Annotated in this window: 15 protein-coding genes; 2 read left to right on the top strand and 13 right to left on the bottom strand. The window is 71.9% G+C overall.

Going from position 1 to position 15,027, the window contains the following annotated elements:
• Positions 1-1,559, top strand: a 1,559-nt coding sequence (pgm, locus tag VOI19_RS02675; RefSeq protein WP_323791409.1) for a phosphoglucomutase (alpha-D-glucose-1,6-bisphosphate-dependent), incomplete at its 5' end; no start/stop codon positions are given.
• 9 nt (positions 1,560-1,568) lie between these two features.
• Here pgm and VOI19_RS02670 read toward each other — a convergent pair.
• The 8 genes from VOI19_RS02670 to VOI19_RS02635 form a co-directional block, all read right to left on the bottom strand.
• Entirely contained in the window at positions 1,569-2,297 is a 729-nt protein-coding gene (locus VOI19_RS02670) for a hypothetical protein (RefSeq protein WP_323791408.1), read from the bottom strand.
• 126 nt (positions 2,298-2,423) lie between these two features.
• A complete protein-coding gene (locus VOI19_RS02665) occupies positions 2,424-3,416 on the bottom strand; it encodes an alpha/beta hydrolase (RefSeq protein WP_323791407.1) in 993 nt (330 codons plus the stop codon).
• A complete protein-coding gene (locus tag VOI19_RS02660; RefSeq protein WP_323791406.1) occupies positions 3,413-4,861 on the bottom strand; it encodes a wax ester/triacylglycerol synthase family O-acyltransferase in 1,449 nt (482 codons plus the stop codon). Before VOI19_RS02660 ends, VOI19_RS02665 begins: the two co-directional genes overlap by 4 nt.
• Positions 4,858-6,483, bottom strand: coding sequence for an AMP-binding protein (locus VOI19_RS02655; RefSeq protein WP_323791405.1), 1,626 nt, complete (start codon positions 6,481-6,483; stop codon positions 4,858-4,860). Before VOI19_RS02655 ends, VOI19_RS02660 begins: the two co-directional genes overlap by 4 nt.
• Positions 6,480-7,271 carry a lysophospholipid acyltransferase family protein gene (locus VOI19_RS02650; RefSeq protein ID WP_323791404.1) on the bottom strand — a complete coding sequence of 264 codons (792 nt, stop codon included), beginning with the start codon at positions 7,269-7,271 and terminating at the stop codon, positions 6,480-6,482. The genes VOI19_RS02655 and VOI19_RS02650 overlap by 4 nt, the downstream gene beginning before the upstream one ends.
• Entirely contained in the window at positions 7,268-7,999 is a 732-nt protein-coding gene (locus VOI19_RS02645; RefSeq protein WP_323791403.1) for an esterase/lipase family protein, read from the bottom strand. The genes VOI19_RS02650 and VOI19_RS02645 overlap by 4 nt, the downstream gene beginning before the upstream one ends.
• A gap of 149 nt (positions 8,000-8,148) precedes the next feature.
• Positions 8,149-8,661, bottom strand: coding sequence for a DUF421 domain-containing protein (locus tag VOI19_RS02640; protein WP_323791402.1), 513 nt, complete (start codon positions 8,659-8,661; stop codon positions 8,149-8,151).
• 67 nt (positions 8,662-8,728) lie between these two features.
• Positions 8,729-9,616: a potassium channel family protein gene (locus VOI19_RS02635; RefSeq protein WP_323791401.1), complete on the bottom strand. Its 888-nt coding sequence runs from the start codon at positions 9,614-9,616 to the stop codon at positions 8,729-8,731.
• Between the two features lie 94 nt (positions 9,617-9,710).
• On the opposite strand from VOI19_RS02635, the gene VOI19_RS02630 reads away from it, so the two are divergent.
• Positions 9,711-10,988: an alpha/beta fold hydrolase gene (locus tag VOI19_RS02630; RefSeq protein ID WP_323791400.1), complete on the top strand. Its 1,278-nt coding sequence runs from the start codon at positions 9,711-9,713 to the stop codon at positions 10,986-10,988.
• A 31-nt stretch (positions 10,989-11,019) separates the two neighbouring features.
• Here VOI19_RS02630 and thiC read toward each other — a convergent pair whose 3' ends face one another.
• The 5 genes from thiC to thiS are packed head-to-tail and all read right to left on the bottom strand — an operon-like array spanning position 11,020 to position 15,004.
• Positions 11,020-12,723: a phosphomethylpyrimidine synthase ThiC gene (thiC, locus tag VOI19_RS02625; RefSeq protein WP_323791399.1), complete on the bottom strand. Its 1,704-nt coding sequence runs from the start codon at positions 12,721-12,723 to the stop codon at positions 11,020-11,022.
• A complete protein-coding gene (thiD, locus tag VOI19_RS02620; RefSeq protein ID WP_323791398.1) occupies positions 12,723-13,538 on the bottom strand; it encodes a bifunctional hydroxymethylpyrimidine kinase/phosphomethylpyrimidine kinase in 816 nt (271 codons plus the stop codon). Before thiD ends, thiC begins: the two co-directional genes overlap by 1 nt.
• Positions 13,535-14,119: a thiamine phosphate synthase gene (locus VOI19_RS02615; RefSeq protein ID WP_323791397.1), complete on the bottom strand. Its 585-nt coding sequence runs from the start codon at positions 14,117-14,119 to the stop codon at positions 13,535-13,537. The genes thiD and VOI19_RS02615 overlap by 4 nt, the downstream gene beginning before the upstream one ends.
• The gene (locus VOI19_RS02610) at positions 14,116-14,871 is read right to left on the bottom strand and encodes a thiazole synthase (protein WP_323791411.1); all 756 of its coding nucleotides are present in this window, start codon (positions 14,869-14,871) and stop codon (positions 14,116-14,118) included. The genes VOI19_RS02615 and VOI19_RS02610 overlap by 4 nt, the downstream gene beginning before the upstream one ends.
• 4 nt (positions 14,872-14,875) lie before the next feature.
• Positions 14,876-15,004 (bottom strand): sulfur carrier protein ThiS, encoded by a 129-nt coding sequence (gene thiS, locus VOI19_RS02605; protein ID WP_323791410.1) that lies wholly within the window; start codon positions 15,002-15,004, stop codon positions 14,876-14,878.
• Positions 15,005-15,027 lie beyond the last annotated feature (23 nt).

The following is a 15,027-nucleotide window of genomic DNA, read 5'->3' as shown; positions in this document are numbered from 1 at the left end:
CCGGCGTGCCCGATCCGGAGGACCCCGACCAGCAGGTCGCCTTCGGCACCAGCGGGCACCGTGGCTCCTGGCTGCGCACCGCCTTCAACGAGACCCACATCCTGGCCACCACCCAGGCCATCTGCGACTACCGCCGGGACCAGGGGTACGACGGTCCGCTGTTCATCGGCCGCGACACCCACGGGCTGTCCGAGCCGGCCTGGGCCTCGGCGCTGGAGGTCCTGGTCGCCAACGACGTGACGGTGCTCGTCGACGACCGGGACGGCTACACCCCCACCCCGGCGGTCTCGCACGCGATCATCCGTGCCAACCGGGGCAAGACGTCGGGTCTCGCCGACGGCATCGTGGTCACCCCGTCGCACAACCCTCCCGGCGACGGGGGCTTCAAGTACAACCCGCCGCACGGTGGGCCCGCCGACACCGATGCCACGAGCGTGATCGCGCAGCGGGCCAACGAGCTGATCGCCGCCGGTCTCAGCGAGGTGCGCCGGACGCCGTACGAGGCGGCTCGGCGCAGCGCCGGCGCCTACGACTTCCTCGGGACCTACGTCGACGACCTGCCCCAGGTCCTCGACCTCGACCGCATCCGCGAGGCGGGGGTGCGGATCGGGGCCGACCCGCTCGGGGGCGCGAGCGTGGCCTACTGGGGCGAGATCGCCGAGCGGCACCGCCTCGACCTCACGGTGGTCAACCCGCTGGTCGACGCCACCTGGCGCTTCATGACCCTCGACTGGGACGAGAAGATCCGGATGGACTGCTCGTCGCCGTCCGCGATGGCCTCGCTGATCGAGCGCAAGGACGAGTACGACATCGCCACTGGCAACGACGCCGACGCCGACCGGCACGGCATCGTCACCCCCGACGCCGGCCTGATGAACCCCAACCACTTCCTGGCCGTGGCGATCGGCTACCTCTTCGGCGGCGCCCGCCCCGACTGGCCGTCGAGCGCACGGATCGGCAAGACCCTGGTCTCGTCCTCGATGATCGACCGGGTCGCGAGCGCGCTGGGCAAGCCGATGGTGGAGGTCCCGGTCGGGTTCAAGTGGTTCGTGCCGGGCCTGATCGACGGGTCCTTCGGCTTCGGCGGCGAAGAGTCGGCCGGGGCCTCGTTCCTGCGCCGCGACGGCGGCACCTGGACCACCGACAAGGACGGGCTGATCCTGGCGCTGCTGGCCTCGGAGATCCTCGCCGCCACCGGACGCAGCCCCAGCGAGCACTACGCCGACCTCGTTGCGCAGCACGGAGCGCCGGCGTACGCCCGCATCGACGCACCCGCCGACCGTGCACAGAAGGCCAAGCTGGCCGCCCTCTCCCCCGACGATGTCACCGCCACCGAGCTGGCCGGCGAGAAGATCCTCGCCAAGCTCACCGAGGCGCCCGGCAACGGCGCCCGCATCGGTGGTCTCAAGGTCACCACTGACTCGGCCTGGTTCGCGGCGCGCCCCTCGGGCACCGAGGACGTCTACAAGATCTACGCCGAGTCCTTCCGAGGACCCGAGCATCTCGCCCAGGTGCAGGACGCGGCCCGCGACCTGGTGGCGGCAGCGCTCGGCGGCTGATCCGACGCGTCAGCCGCGGCGGACCGAGCGCCGGACCACCCTCGCGACGTTGTGACCGACCAGTCGGGCATCGACGGAGAACAGGATCGGGAGGGTCACCCCGTCGCGCCAGGTCGGGTTGAGCTCCTCGTAGCGCTCGGCCAGGCGCCGCGCCTCGCTCGAGCGAGGAAGCGAGTCGCCGTCCGCCACGTTGGCGCCTCGCACCACGCCCTCCGCCGCGTCGAAGGAGCCGGGATAGAACGCTTCGGCGAAGGCCACCAGGGCCTGGCGGACCTTCGGCGGCGTCGCGTCGTCGCGCAACGACCACGTCCGGCCGGCGGTGCGGGTGAGCGAGACGTAGCTCTGCGGGAACGCGGTGGTGACGAAGTGCAGGCTGCGCGGCCCGAAGCTCCGCAACGCGATGGGCACCAGGCGCCACGGGGCGAGGATCGTCTTGGGGTGGCCGCGGTAGGCCGGACGGAAGTAGAAGTACTTGGAGAACATCAGGAGCATGCGTCGACGCTCGACGTCGACCGGCAGCATGGCGATCGTGAAGAACCCCTGCGCGGTGTCGTCGGGATCCACGAAGACGAAGACGTAGCGGTCCGCACCGACCACCGCGGCACGGAACTCCTCCCAGTCCTGCTCCTCCGACCGGGTGAGCGTGAGCATCTCCAGCCGCAGGCGCCAGATCTCGCGCAGTCGTTCCTCGGTGACGTCGGTGCTCGTGAGCAGCAGCGCACGCAGGGGAAGGCTCATCGGAAGTTGTCATCCTCTGGCGGTGCGATGGGGACGATCAGGCTGGACGACGCACTGTAGCCACCGCTGCCGGAGCCAGGATCGACGGCACCCACGCGGGCTGGCATCCCCGTGCCCATCAGGAAGTCACCCCTCGGCTGACTGCACGAAGGGCGCCTGGCGGGTCGCCGCCTCGACGACGTCGTCCACCAGAGCGAGGAAAACGGGCTTCCAGTGGTCGAGGTCGAAGACGAGCGAGGCGTGACCGCCGGGTGACTCGCGGACGATCGCATGAGGGATCCGGTCAGCCAGGCGTCGCTGGCGCGCAGTGGGGATCGCCCTGTCGCGGGCGGTGACGAGCACACCGGTCGGCACGTCGACGTCCTTAATCCACGAGGTGGAGTCAAAGCTGCCGAGCTCGGCCATCACCACGGGCAGCGACCACAGGCTGGTGGCGCGGAGCTCGGCGAGACACCAGGCCAGCAGTCCAGCGAGGTCGGCCTCGTCCGACTGTGGCAGCGCCGCCTCGGAGTGCGCCCGGACCTTCTCGGCCGCGACCGACAGCAGCCCCGCGTTGACCGCACGCAGCATCAGGAAGAAGACCCGCTCACCGAGGTGGCCCTTCCAGCGCGCCGCGGTCGAGCAGAGCACGAGGCCCGCGACCCGCTCGGGGTGGCGGTGCCACAGCACCTGCGCGCTGGCGCCGCCCATGGAGTAGCCGACCACGATCGCGGCATCGATCTCGAGCGCGTCGAGCACCCCCACGGCGTCGTCCGCACAGTCGTCGAGGGTGAAGGCGTCCGACGAGATACCCCGCCCGTGCCACCGCTGGTCGAAGGTGACCACTCTGTAGTGCCGGCGCAGGTCCTCGAGCACCGTGAACCACGTCAGGCCGCCGGTGGTCGCGATGCCGTGCATGAGCAGCACCGTGGGCGCTCCGGGTGTCGGGCCGGGCAGGTCGAGCACGTGGGTGCGGCCACGGCCGGGCAGGTCGACGGCGCGGCCCGGTGGCGGGACGGGCACGTCGGGGACGGCGCCGTCCCCGACCTTGCGAAGCCCGTGGGCCACGACCCGTCCGGTCAGGCGGGCGGTTACCCGACCCGCACGCGCGGCGTACCGACCGACGGTGCGGTAGGTCATGCGGACTCCTGGTTCTTGCTCTCGACCCGCTCGCCGAGCAGCTCGGCCAGGGCCGCGGGGAAGTGGGCGGCCAGCGCCTCGACGTCGGGCAGCAGGTCGGGGCAGGCGAGCAGGGAGAAGTTCATCCGGTCGGAGTAGGACCACACGGTGACGTTGAGCCCGATTCCCTCGATGATCGGTCCGACGCTGAAGAGGTCGGAGAGGTGCGCGCCGCCGATCTTCACCCGCTCACGCGGGCCCGGCACGTTGGACACGATCGCCGAGAACGGCGCGTTGTGGAACCGCGCCCCGCGGTGCCGGCTGTAGGCGCGCACGGCGGCCGCGAAGGGAGCCGGTGGCGCGAACTGCGACCAGTCGGCCAGCGAGGTGCCGAGGTGCTGGTTCATGGCCTTGGCGTGACGCGCCGTCGTGGAGATCACGCGCAACCGCTCCGCCGGGTCGTCGACGTCGGTGGCGAGGGTGGTGAAGAGGTTCGACACGTTGTTGCCGAACAGCCGCGGGTCACTGTCGCGCGGGTCCATCCCGACCGGGACGCCGGCGGTGAGCGAGGCGCTCGGACGCTCCCCGCGCGCCTCGAGCCAGCGCCGCAGCGCGCCGGAGGTGACGGCGAGCACCACGTCGTTGAGCGTGAGGCCGGCGACCGCCTCGTGCTGACGGCGTACGGCCTTGAGGTCGGCCAGCGACAGCGTGACGGTGGCGAAGGTACGACGGGGGGTGAGCGGGCCGTTGAAGGAGACCCGGGGCGCGTCCTTGATCGGCAACGGCACGCCGCTGGACTCGCGGTGCCGGTAGCGCAGCATGCCCGTCACTGCGCGCGCCGTGCGCACGAGCAGTCCGGGGACGTCGAGCAGCTGGGCGATCGCATCACGCAGCGCCGCGCCCACCAGTCGTGGCCGGCTCGGCACCTCGGCGCCCTCCTCGGCGTCGGCGACGTAGCCCGAACGCAGCTCGACCGAGGTGACGTCCATGACGTTGGCGAGCATGGCGTTGGCGGCGATGCCGTCGGCGAGCGAGTGATGGATCTTGCCGACGATGCCGATGCGGCCGTCGGCGAGGCCCTCGCAGAGGTGGATCTCCCACAGCGGCACGTCGCGGTCGAGCGGGGTGCTGGCGATCTCGCCCACGACCTGCTCGAAGTCCCGCATCGACCCCTCGCCACCGAGGTGGTGGTGGAAGAAGTGTCGGTCGGGATCGACCCGCCGCTGAGTCACCAGCACCGGGTGATTGAGCGCGAAGGGCACCGGCACCACGAGCCGACGCAGCGCCGGCATCCGGCGGAGGCGGAAGAGCATCGCCTTGACCAGGTTGTCGTAGGTCATCTCCGGGGTCGCGTCGACCAGGCCGATCTTGAGGGTGTGCATGTGCATCGACGGCGTCTCGAGGTAGAGGAAGCCGGCGTCGGCACCGCTCATCCTCCGCACCGCGCCCTTCCCGGTGGCGGTCATCGGGCCACCGCCGGGAGGTCGCGCGCGACCACCTTGCCCGAGGCGTTGCGGGGCAGCGCGTCGAGCTGGACGACGTCACGGGGCACCTTGTAGCCAGCGAGGCGCGCCTTGACGTGCGCCCGGACGGCGTCCGGGTCGAGGGCACCCTCGTCCTTCGCCACGACGTACGCCGCGAGCCGCTGCCCGAAGGCCTCGTCGTCGACCCCCACGACCACCACCTCACGCACCGTGGGCAGCTCGCCGATCACCCGCTCCACCTCGACCGGGTAGACGTTCTCCCCACCCGAGACGATCATGTCGTCGTCGCGACCGACGACGTAGAGCCGACCGGCGGCGTCCATCCGTCCGACGTCCCCGGACACCATGAAGCCGTCGAGCGAGGCCTTGGTGTCACCCGCGGTGTAGCCGTCGAACTCGGAGGCGCCGCGCACCAGGATCCGCCCGACCTCCCCCACGGCCACGTCCCGGCCGTCGTCGTCGACGAGGCGGACGGCGGTGCCGGTGACGGGTCGGCCGGCGGTGTCGGAGGCGTGACGCAGGTCAACCGGGGAGGCCACCGTGATCTGACCGGCCTCGGTGGCGTTGTAGGAGTTGTAGACCTTGTCGCCGAAGCGGTCCATCAGGGCGGTCACGGCCTCGCCGCGCATGCGCGAGCCGCTCGCGGTGATGAAGCGGACGCTGGCGAGGGTGTAGCGGTCGAGGACCTCGCCGGGGAGGTCCATGATCCGCTCGAGCATGACCGGCACCACCGCGATGCCGGCGGCCCGGTGCTGGTCGGCGAGGGCCAGCGTGGCCTCGGGATCGAACCTGCGTCGGAGCACGATCGTGCAGGCCATGGTCGCCCCGACCACGAGTTGACCGAAGCCCCAGGCGTGAAAGGTGGGAGCGGCCACGACGACCGTCTCCCGGGCGTGCCACGGGATCCGCTCCAGCATCGCCGCGAGCTCGTCGGGGCCTCCCCCGCTGCGCGTGGCGCCCTTGGGCGTGCCCGTGGTTCCCGAGGTCAGCAGGACGACGCGTCCCGGACGCCGCAGCGGAGGCTGCTCCCCACGGTGGGTCTCGATCAGGCGTTCCGCGACCTGCTTGTTGCGGTGGGCCGAGGGGTTGTCGACCCAGCTGAGCACCTCGGTCAGCGCTGGGATCCTGGCGCGCGCATCGTCGACGAGCCCGGCGAACTCCTCGTCGTACACGATCAGCGAGGCGCCCTCGCGCTCGAGGACGTCGGCGAGCTGGGGCCCGGAGAACCCGGTGTTGAGCAGCAGCGCCGGCACGCCGAGGCGACCGGCGGCCAGGAGCGCGTCGACGAAGCCGCGGTGGTTGCGGCACAGGATCGCCACCGACGACGGCGGGGCGCCGTTCAGCGAGGCGAGGCCGACCGCGAGAGCGTCGGCGCGGTCCTGGATCTCCTGCCAGGTCAACGAGCCGCGCTCGTCGATGAGCCCGACGGCGTCGGGCTTCCGGTTGGCGGCCAGCGCGAAGCCGGTCGTCGCGTGGGGTCCGTAGCGCCGCAGGATGCGCGCCATGCCGACGTAGCGGTCGGGCCGCATCGGCCCGATCATCCGGCTGCGCAGCAGGTGACCGGTGGCCCACAGCTGCGTGCGCAGCTTGCCCCGGGCGCTCATCCGAGCACCGGGAAGCGGCGCTGGGCGGCCAGGTCGTCGAGCGCGGCCTGCATGCGTGCACGCACCGCTTCGTCGACCTCGGCGATGTCGGGATCCGGCCCGAAATCGGCCTCGACGTCGATCGGGTCCAGCACCTGCGTGACGATCTTGGTCGGCAGCGGGATGTTGCCGAGCCCGGCCGGCATCAGACCGAACGGGAAGCCGACCGCGAAGGGCATCAGGTCGGTGCGCATCACCTTGCGCAGCGGCGATCGCCGTCCGATCCACTCGCCTCGGGTCAGGTGCAGCTGGGCCTCCTGGCCGCCGATCGAGACGACCGGCACGATCGGGACGCCGGCCCTGAGTGCCGTCCGGACGTAACCCTTGCGACCGCCGAAGTCGATCGTGTTGGCGGTCAGGGTCGGGCGGAAGGTGTCGTAGTCGCCCCCGGGGAAGACCATGGTCACCGCCCCCGAGGCGAGCACCTCCTCGGCACTCGCACGGTCGGCGGGCACGAAGCCGAACTTGCGGAAGAACGCGTCGGCCGGGCCGGTGAAGAGCAGGTCGTGCGCCAGGCAGTAGAGCGGCCGCTCGGCCCCGAAGGTGTCGGCGAACGCGACGGCGAGGATCGGCACGTCCATCGCCATCAGCCCACCGGAGTGGTTGCCGACCATGAGGGCACCTCCGTCGGGCACGCGGTCGACGTCGCGGACCTCGGAGCGGAACCAGCCCTTCATCGCCAGCTTGAGCAGCGGCAGGGCCCGGGCGATGTAGGCCGGGTCACGCTCGGCGAGCAGGTCGGCGCTCATGCCGTCACCCACTTGCGGGCCAGGGCTCCCCGCCAGGCGAAGTCCTGCCAGTCGTCGGGGCTTTGGCAGAGCCGGTCGACCACGACGTCGAGCACGAGCGGGTTGGCGACCATGCCGACGTGGCTGCTGGCGACCACGACGTTCTCGGCCGGCGGCGCGGTCGACGGCTCGACGGCGCAGCCACGCCACGGCACGATGCCGTCGGTCTTGGAGTAGACAGCGGTGACCGGCACCGGGAGCGGACCGCGCAGCAGGTCGACCATCGGGCGCGCTCGGTCGGAGAGCCCGTGCTTGCGACGCGAGCGCTCGAACATGCCGGTCGCGCGGGTGCGCTCGCCGTCCGCGCGCCACGGCGAGCCGAGGCACACAACCTGGCGGACGTCGTCGGGGTAGGTGTGGGCGAGCCAACGAGCAAGCACTCCCCCGAAGCTCCAGCCCACCACGCTGATCGGCTCGTCGTATGTCGAGCGAAGCGACTCGAAGCGCTCGACCAGGCCGTCGATCTTGCGATCGGTCAGTCCGATGTTGGAGCCCTGGGCCCAGCCGTGCACCCGGAAGTCATGACGCTTGAGGTGGTTGCGCAGGCGCCCGGTCATCTGGTCGGTCGCCGAGAAGCCGGGGATCACCAGCACCGGCCTGCCCTCGCCGAGTGCGCGTCGCGGCGACACCAGGTCGGCCGCGTGCGAGGCGGCGAGCTCGCCCGCGAAGCGTGGGAGCTCGAGCAGCATCAGCGCTCGATGCGGCCCCTGACCTCCGGCCGTTGAGTCGGCGTGCGTGTCACCCTCGAAGTCGTACACCCAGTCCCCCATGAAACTAGAACGTGTTCTACTTTTGGGTGGAGTATGGCGTGAAAACGGACTGCGGTCCACCCGCAGCGCTATCGGGCCGCGGGGACGTCCTTCAACGCACTGCGGTCGCCGGCCTGGTCGCGGGAGATCACGCTCAGGCTCCCGTCGGTCTCCAGCACCACGGCCGCGACCGCGCTCAGGGCGCCTACGCCGCTGCTGCGGACCGCCTGACAGACCTCGGTCTCGGTGAGCCGGGCCGACCGGAGCGCGTCGTCGCGCATCTCACCGTCGAGCAGCAGCAGGGTGGGCCCCGCGGTGAAGGCCGAGCGCGCCACCGGGAACCGCGACGTCAGGACGGCGACCGTCATCTGCAGGAGCGCCAGGATCGCCAGCGCGACAGCGCCCTCGGTCCACGACACGTCCTTGCTCAGGAAGATCGTCGCGAGCGTCGAGCCGAGCGCCACGGTGACGACCAGGTCGAAGGCGTTGAGCTTGGCGAGCGTGCGCTTGCCCGAGGCGCGCAGCACCAGCACGACGGTGAAGTAGGAGGCGGGGCCCACCAGGAGCACCCGCAGGACGTCAGACCACGTGTCGAACCACATGGCGACGTTTCTACCCGATGCGTGCAGCCGCTAGGCATCCCCTGCGCGGGGGAGCGAGAGGCCCTCCTCAGAGATGCTGCTGCAGGTGGTCGCGGGCGTAGGCGGCGAGCGTCTCGTCACGACCCCTGACGTCTCTGCGGTGGCCGAGGTACTCGCGGCGCACCAGGGCCAACAGCTCGGACAACCCGTCGTCCAGCATCACGGCCGCCTGACGCACCTCCAGGGCCGACGAACGCTTCCCTGCCTCGATGAGCTCGACCACGCACGGGAGCGCCGCGGGCAGTGAGATCTCGGGGTCCCTCTCGTGGAAGTAGTAGGACTCGCCGTACTGGAGCAGGTCCAGCTCGACGCCCGCGAGCTCGTTGCGCACCCCCTCGAGGTGCTGGACGGCGATCGAGGCCTTGCCCGACTCCACCACTCCTGCCGCCCCCGTGCGCGACATCGTCGTCAGTCGACGCGCCAGCGCGCGTCTCCTGTTCAGCGCCGGGTAGAGCTGCAGGATCCAGGAGATCCCGGCGGTCAGCAGCAGGAACCCGACCAGCGCCTCGACCGGCACGAGAGCGCGCAGCCAAGGCGTCGCCGGGAGGATGTCTCCGAGCCCGAGGGTCGCCAGCGCCACCGTCGAGAGGTAGAGCGACTCGACGAGGTCGGAGGACGCCTGCTGGTTCACCGATGACCCGAAGGTGAAGCCCTCGGGCATGTGCGGCAGGTAGAGGAGCGTGAAGCCGACGACGACCAACGCCGCCCAGGTCCCGAGCGTCGCGACGAGGCCCAGCGGTCCGGCCAGGTGCGGGGCGCGCGAGGCGACCAGCCTCAGCCGGGCCACCCGCCAGCTCCCGGCGAACACCAGGCGCGAGAGGATCCCGAACCCACCGGGGTGCCACAGCGTGTGGAAGATGTCGCGCAGCGCGAGCACGATCATGACGACGCCGACGATGCTCAGGAGCCAGGTCATCCGGGGACTTTAACGCCACGATCCTCGAGTCGTGACCGCTGCCGGGTCGGGTGCCGCTACGAGTGCTCGCAGGCCGTTGGAGGAGGATCGCGTCATGCGCAGCGACAAGGTCACCTTCCCCGGGTCCGCCGACACCCCGCTGGCGGGGCGACTGGACCAACCAGATGGCGAGCCGGCGGCCTTCGCCCTCTTCGCGCACTGCTTCACGTGCAGCAAGGACGTGCTCGCCGCCTCCCGGATCGCCCGCGCCCTGACCGACCACGGCATCGCCGTGCTGCGCTTCGACTTCACCGGCCTGGGCAGCTCGGACGGCGACTTCGCCAACACCAACTTCACCTCGAACGTCGCAGACCTGAAGTGCGCCGCCGACTATCTGCGCGACGAGCACGAGGCGCCGACGCTGCTGATCGGTCACTCGCTGGGTGGCGCGGCGGTGCTCGCGGCCGCCGAGCGCATCGAGGAGGTGCGTGCCGTCGCCACCATCGGCGCGCCCGCCGACACCGAGCACCGGCTGCACCTGCTCGCCGAGGACCGCGAGGAGATCGAGCGGACCGGTGAGGCCGAGGTCCGTCTCGCCGCGCGTCCGTTCCGGATCCGCAAGCAGTTCCTCGACGACATCTCCGACCAGCCCCAGGCCGAGCGGATCGCTCGGCTCGGGCGGGCGCTGCTGGTGATGCACTCCCCCACCGACGACACCGTCGGGGTCGACAACGCCCGACGCATCTTCGACGCGGCGCGCCACCCCAAGTCGTTCGTGTCGCTCGACGGGGCCGACCACCTGCTCTCCCGTGCTCGCGACGCCCGTTTCGCCGCCTCGATCCTCGCTGCGTGGGCCGAGCGGCACCTCGACGAGGACCTGAACGCCAGCACGCCCGACACTCCCGCGGACGCCGCGGATGCTCCCGCTCCTGCGGACGCACCCAGCGTCGGGGACGGCGTTGGGGACGGCGCGGTCCTGGTGAGTGAGGACGGTCCCGGACCGTTCGGCCAGCGTGTGACGGTCGGTCGGCACGTCGTCGTCGCCGACGAGCCGCTGCCCCTGGGCCGCGACGCCGGCCCCTCGCCGTACGACTTGGTGCTCGCCGGTCTCGGTGCCTGCACGTCGATGACGTTGCGCATGTACGCCGACCGCAAGGAGTGGCCGCTCGACCACGTGAGCGTGTCGCTGCGTCACTCGCGCATCCACGCGAGCGACTGCGAGGACTGCGAGACCGAGACGGGTCACCTCGACCGCATCGACCGGGTCGTGACACTGGAGGGCGACCTGGACGACGAGCAGCGCGAGCGGCTGCTCGAGATCGCCGACCGGTGCCCGGTGCACCGCACGCTGCACGCCGAGGTCGACGTGCGCACCACGCTGCAGACCACCTGAGCACCGGGTGGGGCGCACGTCGCCCCGGCCCTCACCGCTCCACGTAGACCGAGCTCCCGAGCTCGACGAACTCCGCCGACTTCGCCGCCATGCCCTCGCGTACCACCGTGTCAGTGGCTGCCCCGCTCCGCGCGGCGCGGTCGCGCACGTCCTGGCTGATCCGCATGGAGCAGAACTTCGGACCGCACATCGAGCAGAAGTGTGCGGTCTTGCTCGCCTCGGCGGGCAGCGTCTCGTCGTGGAACGACTCCGCGGTGTGCGGGTCGAGGGAGAGCGCGAACTGGTCGTGCCAGCGGAACTCGAAGCGGGCCTTCGACAGGGCGTCGTCCCAGTTCCGTGCCCCCAGGTGACCCTTCGCGACGTCGGCCGCGTGCGCCGAGAGCTTGTAGGTGATCACCCCGGTCTTGACGTCGTCGCGGTTCGGCAGCCCGAGGTGCTCCTTAGGCGTGACGTAGCAGAGCATCGCCGTGCCGTGCATCGCGATCGTCGCGGCGCCGATGGCCGAGGTGATGTGGTCGTAGCCGGGCGCGATGTCGGTCGCCAGCGGCCCGAGGGTGTAGAACGGCGCACCGTGGCACCAGTCCTGCTGCAGCACGACGTTCTCCTCCACCAGGTCCAGCGGCACGTGGCCTGGGCCCTCGACCATCACCTGCACGTCGTGCTCCCACGCGCGGCTGGTCAGCTCGGCGAGGGTCCTCAGCTCGGAGAGCTGGGCCTCGTCGTTGGCGTCCGCGACGCACCCCGGGCGCAGGCCGTCGCCCAGTGAGAAGGAGACGTCGTAGCGGGCGAAGATCTCGCAGAGCTCGTCGAAGTGGGTGTAGAGGAAGTTCTCCTCGTGGTGGGCCAGGCACCAGCCGGCCATGATCGCGCCCCCGCGCGAGACGATGCCGGTGATCCGCTCCGCGGTGAGCGGCACGTAGCGCAGCAGCACGCCGGCGTGCACGGTCATGTAGTCGACGCCCTGCTCGCACTGCTCGATGACGGTGTCGCGGTAGACCTCCCACGTCAGGCGCGCGGCGTCCCCGTCGACCTTCTCGAGCGCCTGGTAGATCGGCACCGTGCCGATCGGCACGGGCGAGTTGCGCACAATCCACTCGCGAGTGGTGTGGATGTCGTCGCCGGTGGAGAGGTCCATCACCGTGTCGGCGCCCCACGTGACGGCCCACGTCATCTTGTCGACCTCCTCGGCGATCGAGCTCGTCACCGCGGAGTTGCCGATGTTGGCGTTGACCTTGACCAGGAACCGCTTGCCGATGATCATCGGCTCGGCCTCGGGGTGGTTGACGTTGAGCGGGATGATGGCGCGGCCCGCGGCGAGCTCGGCCCGGACGACGTCGACCTCGACGCCCTCCCTGATCGCCACGTACTCCATCTCCGGCGTCACCAGCCCGCGCCGTGCGTAGTGCATCTGAGTGACGGTCCGCCCGGCCCGGGCACGCCGGGGACGCGCCCGGTGGCCGCGCCACTGCTCGCGGGCCGCGCCTCGTCGTACGGCGGCCCGGCCGTTGTCGAGCAGCTGCGGCTCGCGGCCGTCGTACTCCTCGACGTCGGCGCGTTCCTCCACCCAGGCCGCGCGCAGCGGAGCCAGCCCCACCTCGGGGTCGCTGCCGGGACCGGCGGTCGTGTAGCGGTCGAAGGTCTCCCCGTTGGTGAGGTGCACCCGGGTGAACGGGACGGCGAGGTCCGCGCGTGAGCCCGGACGGTGGACGGTGCTGTGGGACGGGTGGATGTGCATCAGCTCTCCTGCTGGTGGTGGTGTTGGTGGTGGTGAGGGGTGAAGGTGTGGGCCACGGGACCGCGGCCCCGACCGAGCTCCCACGCCGCGGACGACGTGAGCGCGCGGGAGACGAAGGCCTGCGAGCGCGAGACCGCAGCGCACAGGTCGAGCCCGCGGGCGAGCCCGACGGCCAGGGCGGCACTGAAGGTGCAGCCCGTTCCGTGGTCGTTGCGCGTCGCGATCGTGGGGTGCTCGAGCACCGACACGACCCCGTCGCGGACGACGACGTCGAGACACCGCCCGGAGCCGGGGTCGCCGCCGGTGAGGACGACGGCCGGGCCGAGGTCGTGCAGCGCGAGCGCCAACGACTCGGGTGCGGTCTCCCAGGGCAGCCCGGTCAGGGTTGCGGCCTCATCGCGGTTCGGCGTCACCACGTCGGCTCCGGGCAGCAGGAGGTCGCGGTAGGCGGCGACGACGGCCTCGTCGGCCAGCGCGGCACCGCTGGTGGCGACGAGCACCGGGTCGACCACGAGCGGCACACGGCCCGCCAGCGCGTCGGCGACGACGCCCGCGACCGCCGCGGAGCCGAGCATGCCCGTCTTGGCGGCGGCCACCGGCAGGTCGTCCAGGACCGCGCGGACCTGGGCGCGCACGTCGTCCGGAGCCAGGGCGACCACGCGGTGGACGCCGGTCGTGTCCTGCGCCGTGACTGCCGTGACCGCACTGGCGCCGTGGGCACCGAGCGCGGCGAAGGTGGTGAGGTCGGCCGCCAGCCCGGCTGCCCCGCCTGAGTCGGTGCCGGCGACGCTGAGCGCCACGAGGGGGGTCCTCATCGCTCCCCCAGCTCGGCGAGCAGGGCTGTCACGACGACGCCCGGGTCCGGCGCACGCATGACCGCGCCCATCACCGCGATCCCGTGCACGCCCGAGTCGACCAGCTCGGCGACCGAGGACGCCTCGACGCCGCCGAGGGCGTAGACAGGCGTTCCCGCGGCGAGCGAGACGAGCCGGCCGAGCCGCGCGCGACCGAGCGGTGGACCGTAGCCGGGCTTGGACGCCGTGCTCGCCACGGGCGACACCGTCAACCACCGGGCGCCCTCGTCGACCGCTCGGCGCACCTCGTCCTCGTCGTGGCAGGAGCGTCCGTGACGGTGGCCGCCTGCGTCGGCACGCGCCTGCCTGCTTCCGAGGTGCACACCCCTGGATCCAGCGACGAAGGCGCGAGCGACCAGCACGTCCACGTGGGCCGACAGCCTGGGCACGAGTACCGCCCGCTCGGTCGCCGGCAGGTCCAGCTCACGGAGCAGGACGGTGGTGGCACCCGCCTCGGCGCACCGCGCCACCGTGCTCTCGAGCCCGCGGCCTTCGGGCAGCTGGTGTCGATCGGTGAGCACGATCAGTGGCGGCGCGATCATCGACCCACCCGCCCAGACATCGGGCTCGAGGCCCTGGCCTGCTCCCGCCGCGGGATGCGCCCCGCACCCCGCGCCAGGGCCCCCGACTCGACGGCGAGACGCATGGCACGGGCCATCGCGACGGGGTCCTCGGCGCGCGTGACCGCCGTCGCGACGAGCACGGCGTCGCAGCCCAGCTCGATGGCGTGCGCGGCCTCGCTCGCCGTACCGATGCCGGCGTCGAGCACGACCGGCACGTCGACGGCGGCGCGCACCGACTCGATGGCGTGCGGGTCGGCGACGCCCCGCCCGGAGCCGATCGGCGACCCCAGCGGCATCACCGCGGCGCACCCGACGTCGACGAGCCGCCGCGCCACGACCGGGTCGCTGGTCGTGTACGGCAGCACGGTGAAGCCGAGACCGACCAGCGTCTCGGCCGCCTCCAGGAGCTCCACCACGTCGGGCATCAGGCTGCGCTCGTCACCGATCACCTCGAGCTTGACCCAGTCGGTGCCGAGCGCCTCGCGAGCCAGCTCGGCGGTCAGCACCGCCTCCCGCGCGCTCAGGCACCCCGCGGTGTTGGGCAGCACCGGCACGCCGAGCTCGCGCAGCGTGGCGAGCAGGCCGCCGTCCCCCGTGTCGGAGACCCGCCTGAGCGAGACCGTCACGAGGCCGGGCTCGCCGGCGGCGACCACGCGTCGCACTGCCTCGAGGCTGGTGAGCCCCCCGGTGCCGAGCCACAGTGGAGCCAGCTGTCGTCCTGCCACCTCCAGCACGTCAGCCTCCCTGGTGGGCGGTGACGACCTCGACCTGGTCACCCTCGACCAGCTCGACGTCCGACCAGGTGCGTGCCGGGACGACGCCGCCGTTGACGGCGACAGCGATCCCGCGGGGGTCGGGTGCCACGCGGGCGACCAGACCGGCGAGGG

Origin of the sequence: Nocardioides sp. (genome assembly GCF_034670285.1) — a bacterium.
In the GTDB taxonomy this organism is placed as follows: Bacteria; Actinomycetota; Actinomycetes; order Propionibacteriales; family Nocardioidaceae; genus Nocardioides.
Note: the sequence above shows the minus strand (reverse complement) of the source record. Positions and strands in the feature narration are given on the sequence as shown.